Raw genomic sequence first — 18,022 nt, forward strand, 5'->3', positions numbered from 1 at the left:
ATTAATTCCTCACCAAGACGGCATTGTCAGGCACTGACGCACCCGAATTACGCAGGCTATCCAGAGCGAACGTCGGCTTTACTTGAATCTCCGGATACTGTCTTATAAATTTCTCAATTAGATCGGCGATGTCAGCGCACTCTTGACGGCCCAAGGCCTTCGATAGCGAAAATATCGGACGCAGAACCTCATCGTCATTCGGCTTCAATTCTGGATAATCAAGAATCAGATTCCGCCACAGAGGTGTCTTCGGGTAGAGCCGGATCCCAAACGCGATAGTTAACACATTTGGCTCAGCTCTCGCCATTACATCGAGAGTCTCACGCACAGAATTCACCGTTTCTCCAGGCCCGCCCAAAAGCAGTGATTGAATGACATGGATCCCAGCTCTGCGAACCGCAAGAGAACTGCTAACAATCTGCTCGGGCGAAAAGATCTTTCCCATATTTCTCAGCATTCCGTCAGTGCCAGCATCCGATCCGAAGTTGAGGATGCTGCAACCCGACTTCCGCATCAGGTTGGCCTCAACATCACCGAGACCTACGGGGTACCCATATGCCATCCAGTCGATTGCCATTTCCCGAGCGATGAGCTCTCGACAGATGCTCATCGCGTGAGTCCGGGGAATGTTGAACACGCTGTCGGTAAAGAAGATCCTGTCCACGCCAAGGCGATCGTGGATGAGTGCGATCTCGTCCACCACTGCTCGCGGATCCCGCAGCCGAAAGCGATTCCCCTCGACATCAGGCACGCCGCAGTACACACAGTGCAGGGGGCAGCCGCGCTTGGTTTGAACGCCGTAGCCTGGGTGAATCTCGCGGCGAGCGAAATACTGCGGGTCAGGAGAGAAACAGGTTGGCACGTGTGCTGCCGCGGCGCGCCCCTCGAAGTGCCTTCGCCCCTGGCTCACGATCGTGCCGGCGATGACCTGTTCTCGTGTCTTCCCGGCCTCTAGCATCTCGGCTATGTCGACGATGCTCTGCTCTCCTTCGCCTGTGATGCCAAGATCGGCGCTGCTTACAGAGTTCATGAACTCTTGCGAAAGGAGGGAGAAGGCTGCGCCTCCTAGGACGATTACCGCGTTGGGGCACTCGCACCGCAGTGTGTCGGCCACGTGCCGAGCGAGGTCAAGCATCGAGTTATATCGAAGCAGGGTCTCATTGTCGACGTTTCGTATCGATATTCCAATCAGCTGCGGCTGGCGCGAGCGGGCAGCTTCCAGGACGCGATCCGTGATCAAACCGTCTTCAACGAAGCACAAGTCCAACAGCTGAGTGGGATGGCCGTTTTCTTCCAATGCCTGCTGCAGGTAACCGACGCCAACTGGCACAACGGGACTCGGCCGCCGCGCCCGGTTCAGGGAGATCAGCAAGCCGGTGGTCATGGTGTCGCCGTCCCCAAAACGCCTTGAGAGACGAGCGCGACTGCCCTGCACCAGACGGCGCCCGACGCGTTCAACTTGATCGGAAGCGCCAGAAAAGTGAAGGGCTGCCCCGAGGGCAGCTGGTCGAGATTGGCCAAGCGCTCAACCTGTTGGAAGGGATGTTCACGTCCGGCCAAGTGGCAGGGCCACATGACGGAGCGATCTCCGGTGGCAAGAAACTCACGAATCATCACGGCGCTGGGCCGGTCGAGGCTGGCACCATCTGTCCCGATGACTTCGACACCTGCGTCGAGTAGGACCTGGAGCGCGCCTCGGGTGAGGCCAGCATGCTCGGTGAAGTACCCGGGGCCTTCATCTGGCGCATGTCGCGGATCGGTCTCGATGAGCGCGATCCGTGGCAGGCCGTCGCCATGAGAACACACGGCAGCCGCCATAGCCCCCGCCGTGATGCGATCATCGTCCGCGCGGGGCCGCAACACAACCGCTGGTCCCATCAGGCCTTCCAGCGGAAGGTCGGCGACTTGAGTGCCGTTCGCCGAGCCGTAGTGAAAGGGAGCGTCCACGTGGGTCCCAAAGTGGGTGCTGATGGTGAACCACTCATTAGTCAGGAAACGCCCATCGGGAAAGGCATCTCGCGAGATGCTCCAAGGGGACTCGCGTCCCCGGAGCCTCACCTCTTCCGGAACCAGCGGACTGTTGAAGTAGTTCTTCTCTAGTTGCTCGGGCCCCTTCTCCGGGAGCCAGTTCTCTCGTCCGCGGAACCCCGGGTCGTTCTCAGCAGCTGGCACCGACTGACTGAGGTCAATCACGGCCACCTCGACACCCAGTAGCCTGACCATCTCAAAGAACCTCGTGACCGAGATCTGGGCGAGGCGCCAACGGCGCCATGAACAAGGCCAAGTGGCACGTCTCATCAGTCGCCATCACTGCGTGCGCAACTCCCCTGGGCACGAGCACGCCCGCGCCCTCCCCCACCTCGAAACTCTCCTCACCCAACGTGATGGTCGCTGTTCCCGACGTCACCAGCAGGTGCTCTTCGGAGAAGTCGTGCTTGTGCCGCGGGATGCCCTGTCCCGGATCCAGCCTCAGCAGACCACTCGCGGAGGTGGAACTGCCCCGGCTGGGTGGGGTAATGAGCATGGTCAGGCAGTCGCCAAAGACAGGCGACTTGTGTCCTTGGTCCCAGTTGATGGGCTCGCGACGCAGCTGTTCGATACCTTGCGCCACGCTTCGCATCTGCTCACGAGTCCCCTGATTCAGGAAGGCCACTGCATCCAGTTCGCTGAACGGAGCCTCGGGACTCACAACAAAGTCTTGGCGCCACGTCATGATCGTGCGGTCAAAATCCAAGGATTCATAGCGCCACAGCAACACCATCTGATCAAAGGGGCCATCCTCGCTGATTCGGCGGGCTCTGACCGAGTTCGAGGCTATGTCGGACTCTCTCGCCGCGACACCCATGAGTAGCGCTCGCCAGACTCGTTCGGGACGGTCGTCAGTCGAAAGGTAACCCCGACGGCATCCCGCTCAAGTACCTCGACTGATTCGTACTCGGTGAACAGTTGCGGCCAGCGTTCGACGTCGTTCGCCACCCTCCACACGAACGGAAGAGATGCCTCAACGATAATGGAGTTTTCAACGAATGCCGCCATGTCGCCCGCCGATCGATCGCTCTACCTGTTAGTTGAAACTGTATGCAGGTTTCGGGTTACCGGGGGATAAGTACACTGTTAATTAGTCACGAATTCACTTTCGAAATCGTGCGTTCACTTCGACGTGCGTCACCCTCCTTTCACCAAGTACAGCAGTTGACCGTGGAATGCCGAATTACCCAAGTCGCGATATTCGATCACACTTGCCGCAATTGTCGGCAGATAGCTGCGCATCGCGTCCACACTTCCGCGAGCTTCAGGGAGACTTAGACAGAGTGTCTCTAAACGTTTACTCCGCAGCGTCTCATACTGAATCTTGAGCGTCTCGGTGTTGGGCCACTCCAGCGTCCGCACAATCACAAGCCCATCGAAACTGGTCAGCGCTTCAAGCAAAGTGTTGAGATCCGTTAAAACTACCGATAGATCCATAAGTTAGATATTCTGGTTCACGGGGCAATTAGTGCGATATGAAGCTTTCATAAGGCTTGGAGCAGACATCGTCGCAACGTTCCCAGAAACCGCGTAAGCCGTAATAACTCCCTGGGGTCTAACGCCCGTCCCATGCAGCGGACCGCCGTTGTAGATAACGCGAAACTTCTCTTTACACCGGCTGTCGAACAGTGCGAAGATCTGAATTCCACCGTCCTGCCGCAGGTCCTTCACGCTTTCGCCCCGAGAAATAGTCAGAGCGACTCGCGCGTCAAACGAACTACTCCACCAATGGGTGATGTGATGAAACCCCCACCTACTCGTACCGCAGCGCAACGTTCGCGACGAGTTTCCTCTGTAATAGTTCTTCACCACAGTGTTTTGAGATTTGCCGTTGCACCAAGGCACCGGGGCTGAGGCTGAAGCCGGCGGTGCAGCTACAACGGGAATTGTCCCCAGCACAGAGATAGCCACAAGCGCAGTGCGTGCAGTAGACCGCATCCCTAAAAGACGTTTCACGACAGCCCCCAACGAGCAAGGGGCCTCTTGCTCTTCCACCTCAATCACTGTGCCAGGTTCCAGGTCAGAGCGTGGTCAATCACACGTGTCCCCCGGTCTCGTGGAGCCGGCGTAGGACAGATACAGCAGAGGACAAGTGCGCGGCAGGCCCTCACCATCTAGCCCGAGGCGCCCCCAGGCAAGGCGATCATGACACCGGCGACGAAGGGACCCACAACTACCAAACCATTGTCACGGGGAAGGGTTTTGTGTTGTGGTGGTTACACACCTCAACAGAGGAGGTGAGGACGTGGGAAACGAGTACCAAAAGTCGCTCAAGAAACTGTTCAAGCAACTGGAATCTGAGCAAGGTGCCCCTGCATTGAGACCCGGCGCAAAGGATGGATGATCTACCCGCCGGATACGTCACGATCAGCGGTCATGATCCACAAGACCCCATCAGATCGCAGAGCATGGGCCAACATGCTTTCTGAACTGAGGCGCTCGGGATTCACCGTCTAACAGTCCAACAGGGGGCTGGAACCCCAGCCCCCCTTGACCCCCTCCCTGAGATATATCGACACGAAAGGAGAACATGATGTGGCAGGTTCGGTTATCACTTCGCACAGTCAGCGAAGACATGATGCTCGACGCACTGGAAGCCCTCGATCATTTATCCCCGGTCGCCTCGCTGAGCCAGCAGGATGAACACACCGGATCACTGTCGGTGTTCGTCGAGGCTGACTCGTCGGTCCACGCCATCGAGACTGCCCACACAGCCGTCATCGACGCGTGCGGCAATGTCACCGTCACCGGCGTTGAAACCCGCCCGGAAGACGAATTATTCACAGACCTCGACCGGCCACTGTTCCCGCCCGTCGTCGGATACACCGAAATCGCTGAAGCCGCAGGACTGTCGCGTCAGCGTATCCCCCAGCGCGACGGCACCGCTGGCTTCCCCGCACTTGTCATCGAAACCGCACAGGGCCTCCTGTTTCCCAAAGCCGCAGCCGAACAGTGGGCCCGAACACGCCATCCCAAAACAGGCCGCCCAAAACGCCAGACCTTCGCCTCATAACATGCCCCGTGTGCTGAACCTGTCGGCCGGCCCAGCACACACCCCCGGGGCCGGACCCCCGTGACCATCCTCATCTCTGCCATCTCAAAACTCATCATCGGCGGCGGGATAGCCTGGGTGCTGATAGTCGCAATCTGCTTCTGTTACTGGCGCAAAAACCACGACGACTACGGCATGGAACAGAAGAATCCCCTTGTCTGGCTTTTCCCCGCCGTCGTCACCATCATCGTCGGCTTCATCCTCGCCTACCTCACCTGAGCAAGCTCACAGCAACCGCTCCCAGACCGCCCACGACAGCCACCACCAGACCTACGGCAAGCACCGCGAAGGCGGCCACATAAGGCAGTGTCGCAACATGGTCCACGCCAGGGGGAGCCTCGGGGTGGGGGGATGGCAGCCCATCTGTAGGCAACAGCAGCAGCATTAAATCAGTCATGGCGTGTCTCCTCTTCGCCGCACACCTATCATCATGCCGCCACCGGCACCCCAGCACAGACGCCTCTACACGTATCAGGCAGCACCACGGCAATGCCGGAGCGGCCAGCTGGGCGTGCGCATACTCGGCTTCGATACGTCCCCGATCAAGGGGGGCGTTCCAGGCCATGACTACCCGCCCGGCCAGCACCTCTTCGTCTTCCCCGCCTACGCGGGGGTGAGGCGCGATCCAGTTTGGGACTATTGGGGCCTATCTCGTCTTCCCCGCCTACGCGGGGGTGAGTCTTGGGGCCCTCACTGGACATCATCCCTACTCACCTGAGCCTCCTCACGCAAGATTCTCTCCACCTCAAAGAGAATGGCCGCCATTGCCACACCCTCCCTATCGAGAGGCGAGAGGTTCAAAACTACCTCAGAATTGCTGTCGTCACGGCAGCAAACATGAATCCCCTTATCGTCCTGTACCAGGTGTATGAGAACTCCGTTCATGGGAATTCCCATACGGATCTGGAAAAGCTCGAAATCGTCCTTGGGTAGGACAAAATGACAGTATTCAGCACAGACAAGAAGTTGTTGCGCCATGACCACGTCATACTCGTGGTCACCGTTCTCCTCGAACGTCATCTTCTCGACGGCGAGGTCGACGTATCGTCGCAACGTGTCCATGCGCTCCCGATTCTCTTTCTTGAGCATGACAAGCCGCCACAGGAGATTATTCAGGAAATTCTTCGGAGCCATGATCGTTCTCCATTCGGCGATGAGGGTGGTACGAAGTCTGTGACATCTCCGCCACAAACGATACCGAACAGGAACAGAGTGGTAATGGCGAGGACGACGAGCAGATCCCGGGTATCCACATGCACCGATGAACGTGGAGCTCCGTGGTCTCGACACGATTCTCGACGCAACGCCACCACGTGTCACCACGTGACGAATCCGAGGAGAAGAAGGTCATGCATCATCCGGATCTCTCGTTGCGCGTTGTTCCCGCAGCACTTGTCGCTCTGTCAGCGCTGAGTGGTTGTGGTGCCGTTCATTCTTCCGCGACGGCTGTCACATCACTGACGAAACCGACCACATCTTCGCCGCAGACGAGTGCTGCAGCGATCCCGAGCCCCAGCACGTTCTGGGCGAGCTACGGCGACACCTCACGGATCCGAAACGATCGGGCAGCCTTCATTCCGACAGGTGTACACCCATTGCAGTGAAGGGAACCTCTCGCAGTAACGACTGTCCTTTTCAAGTCCCGGGATCGGACGACTACCTTGACAGTCACTGGATTATCAACGTCTCAGCCAGGCCGTCGTGAACGACGAGATCGGCACCCTGGTCGCACCCGGTAACCTCCCGGTGCCGATCGCCGATGTTCTGGGTGATGATCGTCAAGAGCTCTCAAGAACTTCACGGCCCGATCAGTCACCGATCATTGGCGAGCTTGCCTCAGCAAGGTACGAACGCGATCGGGACCGTCAGCCATGTCGAGGGTGGCGAAGACGTTGGAGACGTCAACCTCGGGACGCTGCCAGCCGATGGTCGCGGCGTGGGCGGCCAGGGCGACGCAGATCTCCTGACAACCATCAATGATCCACTCGGGGTCGACGTCCGGGTTGACGTACCGGGAAAACTCGGCGGCATCCTGCTGCTGAGCCGCCAGGATCGCCGACAGGCCACTGCGCAGCTGCTCAACGGCCTCCTCCCCCATGGTGGAGACGACGACGGGGTCGGCCATGTCACGACGAACCCGCTCAACCAGCAGGCCGGGGACCTCGTCGGAGGTGAGCCCCTCGTGGTCGAAGAGCCAGTCGGGCAGGTACACCTCGACAGCGGCATCGTCAACCTGCTCGACCCGCTTGAGCACGGCGTCCAGCAGGCTCACGCCGAGCATGATCGCGCCCTCGAGCTGACAGAGCGGGGTGAGGGCGATGGCGATCGCGGCTCGTCCGGATTCGAGTGGGTCGATCTGTTCACCGCGCTCCTGGGCTCGCAGCTCCTCTTCGCTGGCCCGGCGCAACACCTCAAAGGACTCAGCTGGCGGGATCTGCACGGATTGCGGGTCGGCCTCGACGTCGTCGGTCTCCGGGAGCTCGGCACCGACGGAGTCAGGATCGCACCAGTTGACCGGGAGATCCGGGATGTCGTTCATGGTCATTCGCCTTTCCTGTCATAGACCGATCCGATGACGCGCGCCGGATTGCCGACGGCGATGGATCCGGCCGGGATGTCCTTGGTGACGACCGCTCCGGCTCCGATGACGCTGTCCTCACCGATGGTGACACCGGGGCAGACGATCGTGCCTCCGCCAAGCCAGACATTGTTGCCGATCGTGATGGGCCTGGCCGCCTCCAGGCGGTCCCGACGCAGATCCGGGTCGATCGGGTGGGTAGGGGTCAGCAACTGGACGTTCGGACCGATCTGGCAGTCGGTGCCGATGCGAATCTCGGCGACGTCGAGGGCTGTCAGGTTGTAGTTGGCGAAGCTGCGCGCGCCGACATGGATGTTCTCACCGTAGTCGACGTACAGCGGCGGCTTGATGACGGCATCCTCACCGAGTTCGCCGAGGAGTTCGGCCAACAGGGGGCTGGCACTGCCCGGATCGTTGAGGAAGGCCCGGTGGTAGGCGTCGGCCAGCCTGGCTCCGCGGTCGGCGATGCGGGAGTTATCCGGATCGTCGGCGATGTAGAGATCCCCGGCGAGCATCCGCTCCCGGTTCGTGCGGGAGTCCCCTGCGAAGTGGCCAGTCATGAAGTCAACGGTATCGGGAAGGTGAGGACGTCCCGTGGACCTCGCACGCCCCGCAACCTCACCTGACGAGCTCTCCCCTGGCAAGCTTGATGAGACGGTCAAGCACCGCACCACCAGAGGCATTCGACCCATTGTGCTCGTACTCGGTCGTCACCCAGGCATGCATCTGTGGAAGCAGGGCCGCCGTCTCCAAGGAGAACTCGCGCGGCACATAGGCATCATCGTGGTACACCGCCGCCGCACAGGGCACCCCGGCAGCCCGGAGGGCGTCAGCGTCATACAGCTTCGGCCACGGATGGTTCGCAATGAGATTGGCAACCTCGTTCCACGGCCGCAGCTCCTGGTCGGTGTCAAACCACTCCGGCATGACGTGCTCTCCCGTCAGCAGCGTCGGATCCTCCGTGAACTCGTCGGGCAGCATCCGCGCCGCCGACCATCCGGTGACCACACCGTCGGCATAGGACGACTCGTGGATGACAGCATACAACGGATTGCGTCCGTCAAAGGGCAGCAGCCCGGCCAGATCATGGCGGAAGGACCGCGAGGTGTACGGGTATTCCAACAGATAGTGCAGCTTCTCGGCCCCACCCGAGGCACCCAACAGATGCCCCAGCGACCGCAACCGCGACGGCGTCACGACGTCACCGTTCGGGGTGGTGATCTCGGCCTTCTCGGCCAGCGCCATGAGCTCCGCGAACCGCTCCCGGTCCTCCGGGAACCGCTTGTAATACTCCAGCGACTTGGTGCGCAGCTGGTCGTAACAGGCTGTGTAGACCTCGTCGGCAGAACGTCCGACCGCCGACAGGCCACCCGTGAAATATCCCGCCGACAAGGAATCCGGGTAGGTGGACAGGTACCTCAGCAGGGTGAACCCGCCGAAGGACTGCCCCAGGGCCGCCCACTGTTGGATGCCGAGGTGGCGGCGAACGTCCTCGCAGTCCTCGACGATCTCGTCTGCGCGCAGATGGGTGAGGTACTCGGCCTGACTGGCAGCATCCCCCACCGGCTCACTCACCGGGGAGGACAGCCCGGTACCGCGCTGGTCGAGCAGCACGAGCTGGTAGTCCTGCAACGCACGGGCCAGCCAACCAGGAAATCCAGGGTCGCGCAGGGTGGGACGCGGCGACTCACACCCCGGGCCACCTTGCAGAAAGACCAGGTACGGCTTGTCGGTGCCGTCAACAGCGGCGACCAGACGCGCATAGATCTCGATGGTGCGCAGGTCCTCGGGGTTGTTGTGGTCCAACGGAACCCTGAGGCGAATGTCGTCGGTCAGCAGGCCAGGAATGTTGCGGTTCCACGTCATGGCATTAAGCCTACGAGGCCCCGACACCGACCGAGTCGACTCCGCCGCTCCTCGTCCAGCCCCACACTCTCGACACCAAGTTGTATGTGTGACGATGGATTCGTCACGTCCACGAGCTCTCCTGTGTCGCTTCCTCAGCGGCGCGAGGCTTGCCAGATCCAGAACCCTCAGTATTTTCTCAGCCTTTCCACACTATCCCCCATCCACCACAACTATCGTCGCAGCTTGTCCCGCAGGTTTGGGGTACACATACGGCACGTCCCGAGGTGACACCCGTCCACCTATACTGAGCGGATTTTGAGAATCTCTCAGGAACACGTACAGTTCAACGAGCCTCTGAACCTGCGGCAACGCTCGGAAGGAACATCACATGACCAACACCTCGACCACCGCCGGGACGACTCTCAAGCGCACCGTCGCTCTGACCGCTGCGGCGGGACTCGCCGTCATGGGCACCATCGCCGAGGAGGCTCACGCCGCCCCCACCGGCACCCCTGGAGCCCATGCCGAGAAGGCTCCCACCCAGCAGACCAAGAAAGCGCCGGCCAAGCAGGCCAAGCGCGCCACCCCGTACACCACCCAGTTCGCGCAGTCCCGCGTCCACCTCAACGTTCGTTCCGGACGCGGCACCGAGTACAAGCGGCACGGTCTCGTCCACCCCGGTGACCGTCTCCTCATCGTTGGCAAGGACGTCCAGGGCTGGACCCCCGTCAATTACCGCGGCAAGACCTCCTGGGTCGCCACCCGTTACATCACCAAGGTCACCCGCCCGGTCGGCATCTTCGCCCAGCGCGGCGACCACAATGCCCGCACCAAGGCTGTTCAGCGCGACCTTTCAACCCTCAGCTACTTCCCGAGCACGTGGGTCGGACTGCCGTACGGGCCCTCCACCACCAACGCCGTCAAGGTGTTCCAGAAGGCCAACGCCCTCAAGCAGACCGGAGTCACCGACGCCGTCACCATGAGCCTGCTGCGCTCGAAGGCCAGCTACAAGCGCGCCGCAGAAGCCGAGAAGGCAGCTCAGAAGGACGCCACCGCCCCGAAGTCGACGCAGCGTCACTCCGAGGAGTCCGCGCGCACCTCCCGTTCCTCCGAGCACTCGAGCCGTAGCGCCGCCGACGTCTCCACCAGTGGCGTCGCAGGAAGCTGCGGGGCCTCCTTCTACACCGATTCGCAGACCGCCTCCGGCGAATCCTTCAGCTCCTCGGCCATGACAGCCGCCTCCAAGACCTACTCCTTCGGCACCCGCCTCAAGGTGACCAACAAGACGAACGGACGCTCCGTCGTCGTGCGCATCAATGACCGTGGACCCTACGTCTCCGGTCGCTGCCTCGACCTGACTCCGGCTGCCTTCAACCAGATCTCGTCGCCCAGCGCTGGCGTTGCCGACGTCACCTACGAGAAGGTCTCCTGAGTTCACCAGACGTCGAGGATGTGGCGTCCTCGTACAGCGTCAGCCCCCGATCCATTGCGGATCGGGGGCTGACGTCATGTTCACGACTTCTCAGGCCAAGGACCTCTGACCCAGGAATCAGCCGACTGGAGCCTCCGGACCGTCGTTGAACCACCAGGTGGCCTGTCCGGGAACCCCGGCCTTCTTGGCGTCCTCCGGGGCCTCGACCTTGTCGAGTTCATGGACATTGCCCTCGGCATCCTCCCAACACACCACCTCGCGGCGCACCGGGATCTGCACCGTCACCAGATCAGTGACGACGTAGCGGCGCAGCTTGGCACCAGCCGGCAGACCCATAGCGGGGCCGGGCTCGGAGGCTGGGAGAATCTCGTCATCGGAGTGATCGTCGCTGAGCACCTCGGGACGGTTCTCGTCGTCCTCCTCGCCACCCTCAGCAACCGGGGAGTCCTCGTCACGGGGAGCCGCCGGAACGATGCCCGGAGTGACGGTGGTGTCCTGGCTGACCTCGTCATCGTCGACGGGCTGGGTCTCGACGGTCTCCTCCTCGTCGGCATCAACGATGTCAGGCTCGCTGATGGCACCACGTTCTGGCTGGGCAATGACGATGTCGTTGTCATCGACCTCCAGACCGGAGCGACGAGCGGGCTCCATGCCGTAGTGGCCGTAGACCTCGGCCTCCCGGTCACGCGAGAGGTCGTCCTCCTCGGACGCCTCAGGAGCGGTCTCGATGATGTCACGGGTGAACGGCACGCTGACGTGGCTCGTGGAGTAATCGGCGCCGCGTACCGGAATGAAGTGCTCGTGGCCCTCCGAAAGCACGGTCACGAAGGTCACGGCACCGGTGACCTCGTCGGCAAAGATCTGCTGGATCGTCCCGACATTCTCACCATCGGGCCCGACGACCTCGGCGTCGAACAGTCCGGGGATGTCCTTGGGATCCATGGCGCTGATGTCCATGTATCGACCTCTCGCTAGGGGCTGGAACGTACGCGCATACACGCACTCTTCATGTCACCCTTTCACAGTGCAGGCGCCAACTGGTGCAATGCGTCCGGGCGCGTCTCGAAGTGAGTACGTGCCCGGATCGGGTTGGCATCCCTTCACTTGCGGATCAGGACTCACCAGGCCAATGATCTGACGATCATCAGTCGAACGTCAACGATCGTTGATCGCGGTCACCATCCGGTCGACGGCCTCTGCGAGCAGATAACGCGGGGTGGCGACATTGATACGTGCGTGCCCCTCGCCCCCGGGTCCGAAGGTCGGACCGTCATTGAGACGGACACGGGCGTGACGCAACAACCACTCCCCTGGCGAGGCCGGCAGCTCGTAGGCGGAGAAGTCGAGCCAGCCCAGGTAGGTGCCTTCAGGAACCCGGTAGGACACTCCCGGCAGCTGATCGGCCAAGGTTTCCGACAGCCACACCGCGTTGTCATGGATGTAGCAGTTGGCAGCGTCCAACCATTCCTGACCGGAGTCAAAGGCAGCCTTGTTGGCAGCCATGCCGACCGTGGTGGCCCCTTCGGCGTCGAGCGGATCGACCCTCTGATCCCACAGCGTGGCCTGCTCATCGGTGAAGAACGAGATGAAAGCCGTCATGAGGCCGGGGATGTTGAACGACTTCGACGCCGAGGACACCAGCACCGAGTGAGCGGCCGCCCCCTCGCTGACGCTGGCGTAGGGCACCGAGGCCTTACGCTTCTCGCAGGCCGGGACGAGGGGGCCATGAATCTCGTCGGAGATGACGAACCCGTGGCGACGCTCGACGACCTCGGCCAGGCCGCGCAGTTCCTCCGCGGTGAAGACGCGACCCAGCGGGTTGTAGGGCTGGCAGAGGATGATCGACCCGGCACCCTTGGCGAAGGCCGCGTCAATGCCGTCAAGGTCGAGGGTCCAGCCCAGGTCGGAGTCGACCATCGGCACCGAGATGATCTCGCGTCCTTCCAGCCCCGGCAGCTTCCAGAACGGCATGTATGCCGGGGAGGGGACGATCACGGGGCTTCCGGGAGCGCTGTAGGTACGGATGGCCAGCTGGACTCCACAGAGGACATTGCGCAGGTAGCGCACCTTGAGCGGATCGATCGTCAGGCCCTGAGCCTTCTTGGTCCATGCCGCCCAGGAGTGCCGCAGTCCGTTGTCACGCGGATATCCGTAGGCGTGCTTGGCAACCATGTCCTCAATGGCCTGCTGAATGGGTGGGGCAACCCGGAAGTCCATCTCGGCCACCCACAGCGGGATGACCCCCTCAGCGACGTCTTCCCACCTGGCCGTGCCGCGTGAACGCAACCACTCGACAGTGGGGCTGTCGAAGTCGAAACCAGTCATTGCCGTCCTTCCATAGTCTTCAGCCAGGGCGATGTCACAGACATGCAGCCACATGCCCTTTCATCTCAGCTTGTCACATGCCCCGGGCACGTCTGCCGGGATCGCCGTCGAGAAGCTTGTAGGATCGTCATGTGATCTTCAAACGTGTCGGTGACTCCCGCCCATACCCTCACCACGGGTACACGCAGAAGCAGTGGTCCCAACTGGCACCCGTGCAGGTGCGCCTGGATCAGCTCGTCACGACGAAGAGCAACCTTGACCTGGCCAACCTTCTCGAAGACGACTCCACCTTCTACGGGGACCTCTTCGCCCACGTCGTGGCCTGGCACGGCGATCTCTACCTTGAGGACGGCCTGCACCGCGCGCTTCGTGCTGCCCTTCAGCAGCGTCAAACCCTCCATGCCCGTGTCCTCGAACTAGACTGATGCCCCGTCATGACTCCTGATGAACGTCGCCACTATCTGAGGATGGCAGGCACCCCGATCACCCTGCTGGCCCTCGTCGTCCTCATCGCGGTGGCCATCCGCGCTGGATGGAAGGCCGTCAGCGCGCCCGTCCCTCCGCCACCGATCACCCCCTGCGTCAATCAGGACGTCAAGGGCACATTGACGACGAAGGACGTCACGGTCTCGGTGTACAATTCCGGCCACACCCGCGGGCTGGCGAGCAGCGTGTCGAAGCAGCTTGCCAACGTCGGGTTCGTCATTGACTCGGTGGCCAACCGTGAGCCCACGGTCAAGAAGGTGACGGTCATCGGCCACGACGCCCAAGATCCCGAGGTGAAGTTGGTTGCCGGCTACTTCCCAGGAGCAGTACTGAAATCGGATCCCAAACGCGTCGACCATGAGGTTGAAGTGGTGCTCGGCGATCGCAACCCGAACTTCAAGACGAATGCACCGAAGTTCGTGAAGGTTGGTGGACCAGTGTGCCTGCCGTCACCGTCACCGACCCCATCGATGCTGGCGACGCCGGGGGAAAAGTAGTCCTGACCATCAACCCTGTCAAGGCCACGGATCCATGTGCATCCGTGGCCTTCTCAGTGGGTTCTGGTCAGCTTGTCCAGCGACGCCGTCCGCGTGGTTATTCGGCCTGAATGCGTAACCCGTGCCAGCGCGCCAACCGGCCTCCCCGGCCAATCTCGGTCAGCCTCTCGACGACGTACCGTCGCTGCCCCTGGGGGACGACGATGAGCAGCTCATCACCGTGCTCGAGCTTGGTCTCCGCGCGCGGAGCAAAGGACCGGTCGCCGCGGATGATGAGCGAGACGACGCAGTTACGCGGCAGCCGCAGCTCGCGGACCGTCACCCCGGACAGTCTCGATCCCTCGGGAACGTCAGCCTGCAGGAGGTCGGCAGCGATCTCGTCGAGGGGCGCAACCTCGATCGTCACGTCCTTGGCCATCTGTGGATCGACGACGCCGAGGAGCTTCGCCGCGCCCGGCAGGGTCGGGCCCTGGATACAGGTGAACACGACGACGAGCACCAGGATGACGTCGAAGAACTTGTCCGCACGCTCCATGTGGGACGCCATTGGGACCGTCGCCAAAATGATCGGCACGGCTCCGCGCAGGCCAGCCCAGGACAGGAAGAACCGCTCGTTGCGACGGAACCCGAACCATGTCGTACAGGCAAGGACTGCCAGGGGGCGGGCAACGAAGGTCAACAACAGGCCGGCAGCAACACCGGAGCCAACGGAGGCCCAGGTGAGACGGTCGGGGTTGGCCAGCAGACCGAGCATGACGAACAAGCCGATCTGGCAGATCCAGCCGATACCCTCGGAGAAGGATCGGGTGGTGTGCTGATAGGGCAGGTCGCCATTGCCGATCATGACGGAGGCGACGTAGACCGCGGCGAATCCGGATACGCCAATCCACACGCCGACACCGTAGGCGGTCACGGCCCATGCCATCGCGGCGATGGCGTAAAGGTTTCCGGATGGCAGGTTGATGCGTCGCCCAATCCTGACGGCCACCCAGCCGACGACCAGACCGGCGCAGATGCCACCGGTGAGCTCAAGGGCAATGGATCCAAGAAGGGGGAGTACACCAGCCGTCGACTCCCCAGTCGCGACCCCGGTCAGCGCGATGACGACGAGGACGGTCGGGGCGTCGTTGAGGCCGGACTCAGCCTCGAGCACCGATCTGAGTCGGTCAGGCAAGGAGGCATCGCGGAGCACGGAGAACACCGCAGCAGAGTCAGTCGGGGCGGTGACCGCACCGAGGAGGGCTGCGGCGCTCCAGTGCAGGCCGAGCGCGTAGTGGCCCAGCACAGTCATGGCGCCGACGGAAACGCCGACTCCGACGGTCGCCAACAAGGCCGCAGGGCCCAGGGCCGGTCGAATGTCTTTCCAGTTGGTCGATAATCCGCCGTCGGCAAGGATGAGCACGAGGGCGGCGAAACCGATGGCGTGTGCGGCGCCTAAGTCGTTGAAGTCAATGCCGAACCCGATGGGGCCGAGCAGCATGCCGACCAAGAGGAACAGCAACAGAGCAGGCAATCCCAGACGGGAGCCGATCCGGGCCGCGAAGGCGGCCAGCAACACGACGACGGCGCCGATGAACAGGGCGAGGTCAGAGGGTTGCACGAGGTAATTATCCCAGCTGGACGACGTCCGTCGTGGATCTGGACACCACTCTGTGTTTCGGGCTGTGCCCCAACCCACCACCAGACACAAGGTCCCGGGAACTCCTCAGTTCCCGGGACCTTCTCGGCGGTGACGGAGGGATTTGAACCCTCGGTAGCTCTCGCTACACCCGCTTTCGAGGCGGGCACTTTCGGCCGCTCAGACACGTCACCGTGGACAAGGATAACGAATCCATCACCTCTGGCCAAAACTCGAATGGCGGTGATACGACGATCAGATGTCAGAGCGCGTCAGGGGCGGCTGTCCTCGTCCTCACTGTTGACCTCAGCCTCCTCGGCCGTCTCGACCGCCGGGTCCACCTTCATGTTCTTCTTGTCGAATCTCCTGGCGACCACGAGCGCCAGCCCGATGTAGAACACCAACAACCCAGCCATGATGAAGGACATGCGGTAAATTGTCCCGACCATCGAAAGGTCGCTGAGGTTCAGAAAGGTCAGCGGCACAACCGCGTAGATGATCGCGAAGGCCAGGGCGATCCCGTTGTTGCGGGTCACGATGAACATGTTCGAGATCGGCGACGTGACGAAGTTGACGTACAGCCACGGCACCAGAGCCACCGCAATGTCGGCCGACTGCTGGAACTTCGCGCCCAACAACCACGGCAGCACCGGCGGGATGAGCACATAGAGCAATCCGAAAGGCACGATGCCGATGAGGAACGACCTCACCACCGATTTCTTGACGGTCTGGTAGAACTTCCCGGCGTCGGAGACTGACAGCTTCTGGAAGAACACCTGGGACAACGCCTGGTTGATGACCGAGGCCGGCATCTGCATCAGCGTCCAGGCTATGTTGAATCGTCCGTAACCAGCCGTCGAGAACTTCACCATGATGATCATGTTGACGCCCTGCTGCCGGATGGCGTCGACGATGGCGTTCGGAGCCGTCAACAGCGGTAACTGTCGATACTTGCGCATCACTGCACGCATCGGCATGTCGGATTCCTTGATGCTGCGCAAGTCTGGGCCCAAGCGGCGTCGAAAATTGTTGAGGGCCAAGCACTTGCCCAAGAAGGTCGCGACGACTTGGCCGAAAGCGGCCGCATTGACGGCACACGAGGTGATACGTCCGACTGCCGTCGTCGACTGGCACCACAGCGCGTTGGTACCGATGATGCCGAACTGTTTGCGTCGATTCGCCCAGTAGTTGACGACGTTGACCTGGGTGTAGGCGAAGACGATCGGGCCGACCGCCAACAGCCACCACCGGGCCTGCGGCTTGCCGAGCAGCCCACTGAGGTACCCGCCCAGGGGGATCATCGACAGCATCGCCAACGTCGAGACGATGGCGTTGATCCGCGTCGCCAACCGAAGCACCCGCTTGGCCTCCGAGTTGTCCCGCGGCAGCACGATGGCCATTTCGTAACGCAGGGCTGCGGCGGGGATGACGAACTGGGAGACGGCCATGATGGCGCCGTAAATTCCCCAGTCGGACGGGTCGATGTGGTGGGTGACGTAAAGGGTGGCCAGGGCAGCAATCAACTGGGCCAGGCCGGTACCACTCATGACCTTCGTCACCGAGGCGAGAAACTCATGGCGCTGGATGTAGGCGTGAGCGCGCGGAAAGCGCACCCGTTTCTCCTCGGTTGCCGTGGCTTTTCCGGGCGGCGTCCGCTCCCCGGATTCCGACGGCGTCGATTCCGTTGGCGTGTTGGTCACCCGTCCACGGTACAGGCCCGATGGCTGCCGAAGAACTCGCGCAACAAGGCGGACGACTCCCCGGCCATGACGTCGGAGACCACTTCGGGCCGGTGCGGTAGCCGCGGATCGCGCATCACGTCGAAGAGGGAACTGACGGCCCCGGCCTTGGGATCGAAGGCCCCGAAGACCACCCTCGGGATCCTCGCCGCGAGGATCGTTCCGGCGCACATGGTGCACGGTTCCAAGGTGACGACGAGGGTGCAGTCGTCAAGACGCCAACCGCCTCGGGCCTCGGCCGCACGTCGGATGGCGAGCACCTCAGCATGGGCGGTCGGGTCACCGGTGAGTTCGCGCTCGTTACCGGCCTCGGAGAGGACCTTGCCATCAGGACCGAGAATCATCGCGCCGATGGGGACGTCACCCCACTGTGCCGCGCAGCGCGCCACGTCAAGGGCCCGGGCCATGGCCCCGCGCCA

20 protein-coding genes and 1 tRNA gene are annotated in these 18,022 nt (G+C 61.9%); 5 read left to right on the top strand and 16 right to left on the bottom strand.

Annotation, left to right across the window (positions count from 1 at the left end; translation table 11 throughout):
* Position 1: 1 nt before the first annotated feature.
* The 5 genes from ACSJJT_RS06380 to ACSJJT_RS06400 all read right to left on the bottom strand — a co-directional run bounded on the left by ACSJJT_RS06380 (position 2) and on the right by ACSJJT_RS06400 (position 3,465).
* Positions 2 to 1,384, bottom strand: coding sequence for a B12-binding domain-containing radical SAM protein (locus tag ACSJJT_RS06380; protein WP_435917495.1), 1,383 nt, complete (start codon positions 1,382 to 1,384; stop codon positions 2 to 4).
* Positions 1,381 to 2,223: a cyclase family protein gene (locus ACSJJT_RS06385; RefSeq protein ID WP_435917496.1), complete on the bottom strand. Its 843-nt coding sequence runs from the start codon at positions 2,221 to 2,223 to the stop codon at positions 1,381 to 1,383. The genes ACSJJT_RS06380 and ACSJJT_RS06385 overlap by 4 nt, the downstream gene beginning before the upstream one ends.
* A 1-nt stretch (position 2,224) precedes the next feature.
* Entirely contained in the window at positions 2,225 to 2,761 is a 537-nt protein-coding gene (locus ACSJJT_RS06390; protein ID WP_435917497.1) for a cupin domain-containing protein, read from the bottom strand.
* Positions 2,762 to 2,814: 53 nt separating this feature from the next.
* Entirely contained in the window at positions 2,815 to 3,036 is a 222-nt protein-coding gene (locus tag ACSJJT_RS06395) for an SRPBCC family protein (protein WP_435917498.1), read from the bottom strand.
* Positions 3,037 to 3,165: 129 nt separating this feature from the next.
* On the bottom strand, positions 3,166 to 3,465 hold the full coding sequence (locus ACSJJT_RS06400; RefSeq protein WP_435917499.1) for a hypothetical protein: 300 nt from the start codon (positions 3,463 to 3,465) through the stop codon (positions 3,166 to 3,168).
* A gap of 1,093 nt (positions 3,466 to 4,558) precedes the next feature.
* Between ACSJJT_RS06400 and ACSJJT_RS06405 the strand changes: the two genes are divergently transcribed.
* Together ACSJJT_RS06405 and ACSJJT_RS06410 are read left to right on the top strand one after the other, a co-directional pair.
* Positions 4,559 to 5,041, top strand: coding sequence for a hypothetical protein (locus ACSJJT_RS06405; RefSeq protein ID WP_435917500.1), 483 nt, complete (start codon positions 4,559 to 4,561; stop codon positions 5,039 to 5,041).
* 60 nt (positions 5,042 to 5,101) lie between these two features.
* Entirely contained in the window at positions 5,102 to 5,299 is a 198-nt protein-coding gene (locus tag ACSJJT_RS06410) for a hypothetical protein (protein ID WP_435917501.1), read from the top strand.
* On the opposite strand, the gene ACSJJT_RS06415 is transcribed toward ACSJJT_RS06410, so the two are convergent.
* From ACSJJT_RS06415 to ACSJJT_RS06435, 5 genes are all read right to left on the bottom strand, one after another.
* Positions 5,292 to 5,477, bottom strand: coding sequence for a hypothetical protein (locus tag ACSJJT_RS06415; RefSeq protein ID WP_435917502.1), 186 nt, complete (start codon positions 5,475 to 5,477; stop codon positions 5,292 to 5,294). The two genes, ACSJJT_RS06410 and ACSJJT_RS06415, sit on opposite strands and share 8 nt — an antisense overlap.
* Positions 5,478 to 5,770: 293 nt before the next feature.
* Complete coding sequence (locus ACSJJT_RS06420; RefSeq protein WP_435917503.1) at positions 5,771 to 6,214, bottom strand: hypothetical protein; 444 nt, start codon at positions 6,212 to 6,214, stop codon at positions 5,771 to 5,773.
* Between the two features lie 685 nt (positions 6,215 to 6,899).
* Positions 6,900 to 7,625: a hypothetical protein gene (locus tag ACSJJT_RS06425; protein WP_435917504.1), complete on the bottom strand. Its 726-nt coding sequence runs from the start codon at positions 7,623 to 7,625 to the stop codon at positions 6,900 to 6,902.
* Positions 7,622 to 8,218 carry a sugar O-acetyltransferase gene (locus tag ACSJJT_RS06430; RefSeq protein WP_435917505.1) on the bottom strand — a complete coding sequence of 199 codons (597 nt, stop codon included), beginning with the start codon at positions 8,216 to 8,218 and terminating at the stop codon, positions 7,622 to 7,624. The genes ACSJJT_RS06425 and ACSJJT_RS06430 overlap by 4 nt, the downstream gene beginning before the upstream one ends.
* Positions 8,219 to 8,276: 58 nt before the next feature.
* The gene (locus ACSJJT_RS06435) at positions 8,277 to 9,524 is read right to left on the bottom strand and encodes an alpha/beta fold hydrolase (protein ID WP_435917506.1); all 1,248 of its coding nucleotides are present in this window, start codon (positions 9,522 to 9,524) and stop codon (positions 8,277 to 8,279) included.
* 370 nt (positions 9,525 to 9,894) lie between these two features.
* Here ACSJJT_RS06435 and ACSJJT_RS06440 point away from each other — a divergent pair, with 370 nt between their 5' ends.
* The gene (locus tag ACSJJT_RS06440) at positions 9,895 to 10,938 is read left to right on the top strand and encodes a septal ring lytic transglycosylase RlpA family protein (protein ID WP_435917507.1); all 1,044 of its coding nucleotides are present in this window, start codon (positions 9,895 to 9,897) and stop codon (positions 10,936 to 10,938) included.
* A gap of 117 nt (positions 10,939 to 11,055) precedes the next feature.
* Here the strand turns inward: ACSJJT_RS06440 and ACSJJT_RS06445 are convergent, their stop codons facing one another.
* Positions 11,056 to 11,895 (bottom strand): prolipoprotein diacylglyceryl transferase, encoded by an 840-nt coding sequence (locus tag ACSJJT_RS06445; RefSeq protein ID WP_435917508.1) that lies wholly within the window; start codon positions 11,893 to 11,895, stop codon positions 11,056 to 11,058.
* Between the two features lie 198 nt (positions 11,896 to 12,093).
* Positions 12,094 to 13,263, bottom strand: a complete 1,170-nt coding sequence (locus ACSJJT_RS06450) for a MalY/PatB family protein (RefSeq protein WP_435917509.1) — start codon at positions 13,261 to 13,263, stop codon at positions 12,094 to 12,096.
* A 131-nt stretch (positions 13,264 to 13,394) separates the two neighbouring features.
* On the opposite strand from ACSJJT_RS06450, the gene ACSJJT_RS06455 reads away from it, so the two are divergent.
* Together ACSJJT_RS06455 and ACSJJT_RS06460 are read left to right on the top strand one after the other, a co-directional pair.
* On the top strand, positions 13,395 to 13,688 hold the full coding sequence (locus ACSJJT_RS06455; RefSeq protein ID WP_435917510.1) for a type II toxin-antitoxin system VapB family antitoxin: 294 nt from the start codon (positions 13,395 to 13,397) through the stop codon (positions 13,686 to 13,688).
* Between the two features lie 9 nt (positions 13,689 to 13,697).
* Positions 13,698 to 14,246, top strand: a complete 549-nt coding sequence (locus ACSJJT_RS06460; protein WP_435917511.1) for a LytR C-terminal domain-containing protein — start codon at positions 13,698 to 13,700, stop codon at positions 14,244 to 14,246.
* A 97-nt stretch (positions 14,247 to 14,343) separates the two neighbouring features.
* Here the strand turns inward: ACSJJT_RS06460 and ACSJJT_RS06465 are convergent, their stop codons facing one another.
* From ACSJJT_RS06465 to ACSJJT_RS06480, 4 genes are all read right to left on the bottom strand, one after another.
* Entirely contained in the window at positions 14,344 to 15,846 is a 1,503-nt protein-coding gene (locus ACSJJT_RS06465) for a potassium/proton antiporter (protein ID WP_435917512.1), read from the bottom strand.
* Between the two features lie 127 nt (positions 15,847 to 15,973).
* Positions 15,974 to 16,058 (bottom strand) — tRNA-Ser (locus ACSJJT_RS06470).
* A gap of 78 nt (positions 16,059 to 16,136) precedes the next feature.
* Positions 16,137 to 17,564 carry a lipopolysaccharide biosynthesis protein gene (locus ACSJJT_RS06475; RefSeq protein WP_435917513.1) on the bottom strand — a complete coding sequence of 476 codons (1,428 nt, stop codon included), beginning with the start codon at positions 17,562 to 17,564 and terminating at the stop codon, positions 16,137 to 16,139.
* The gene (locus ACSJJT_RS06480; RefSeq protein ID WP_435917693.1) at positions 17,561 to 18,010 is read right to left on the bottom strand and encodes a nucleoside deaminase; all 450 of its coding nucleotides are present in this window, start codon (positions 18,008 to 18,010) and stop codon (positions 17,561 to 17,563) included. Before ACSJJT_RS06480 ends, ACSJJT_RS06475 begins: the two co-directional genes overlap by 4 nt.
* Positions 18,011 to 18,022: the final 12 nt, after the last annotated feature.

It is taken from the genome of Cutibacterium nasicola (genome assembly GCF_051303185.1).
Classification (GTDB): Bacteria; Actinomycetota; Actinomycetes; order Propionibacteriales; family Propionibacteriaceae; genus Cutibacterium.

Coding starts and splice junctions, on each gene's coding strand:
- ACSJJT_RS06395 (WP_435917498.1), bottom strand. CDS start 3,036: ATGGCGGCATTCGTTGAAAACTCCATTATCGTTGAGGCATCTCTTCCG.
- ACSJJT_RS06420 (WP_435917503.1), bottom strand. CDS start 6,214: ATGGCTCCGAAGAATTTCCTGAATAATCTCCTGTGGCGGCTTGTCATG.
- ACSJJT_RS06440 (WP_435917507.1), top strand. CDS start 9,895: ATGACCAACACCTCGACCACCGCCGGGACGACTCTCAAGCGCACCGTC.
- ACSJJT_RS06460 (WP_435917511.1), top strand. CDS start 13,698: ATGACTCCTGATGAACGTCGCCACTATCTGAGGATGGCAGGCACCCCG.
- ACSJJT_RS06380 (WP_435917495.1), bottom strand. CDS start 1,384: ATGACCACCGGCTTGCTGATCTCCCTGAACCGGGCGCGGCGGCCGAGT.
- ACSJJT_RS06450 (WP_435917509.1), bottom strand. CDS start 13,263: ATGACTGGTTTCGACTTCGACAGCCCCACTGTCGAGTGGTTGCGTTCA.
- ACSJJT_RS06415 (WP_435917502.1), bottom strand. CDS start 5,477: ATGACTGATTTAATGCTGCTGCTGTTGCCTACAGATGGGCTGCCATCC.
- ACSJJT_RS06385 (WP_435917496.1), bottom strand. CDS start 2,223: ATGGTCAGGCTACTGGGTGTCGAGGTGGCCGTGATTGACCTCAGTCAG.
- ACSJJT_RS06390 (WP_435917497.1), bottom strand. CDS start 2,761: ATGGTGTTGCTGTGGCGCTATGAATCCTTGGATTTTGACCGCACGATC.
- ACSJJT_RS06445 (WP_435917508.1), bottom strand. CDS start 11,895: ATGGACATCAGCGCCATGGATCCCAAGGACATCCCCGGACTGTTCGAC.
- ACSJJT_RS06435 (WP_435917506.1), bottom strand. CDS start 9,524: ATGACGTGGAACCGCAACATTCCTGGCCTGCTGACCGACGACATTCGC.
- ACSJJT_RS06430 (WP_435917505.1), bottom strand. CDS start 8,218: ATGACTGGCCACTTCGCAGGGGACTCCCGCACGAACCGGGAGCGGATG.
- ACSJJT_RS06405 (WP_435917500.1), top strand. CDS start 4,559: ATGATGTGGCAGGTTCGGTTATCACTTCGCACAGTCAGCGAAGACATG.
- ACSJJT_RS06400 (WP_435917499.1), bottom strand. CDS start 3,465: ATGGATCTATCGGTAGTTTTAACGGATCTCAACACTTTGCTTGAAGCG.
- ACSJJT_RS06480 (WP_435917693.1), bottom strand. CDS start 18,010: ATGGCCCGGGCCCTTGACGTGGCGCGCTGCGCGGCACAGTGGGGTGAC.
- ACSJJT_RS06425 (WP_435917504.1), bottom strand. CDS start 7,625: ATGACCATGAACGACATCCCGGATCTCCCGGTCAACTGGTGCGATCCT.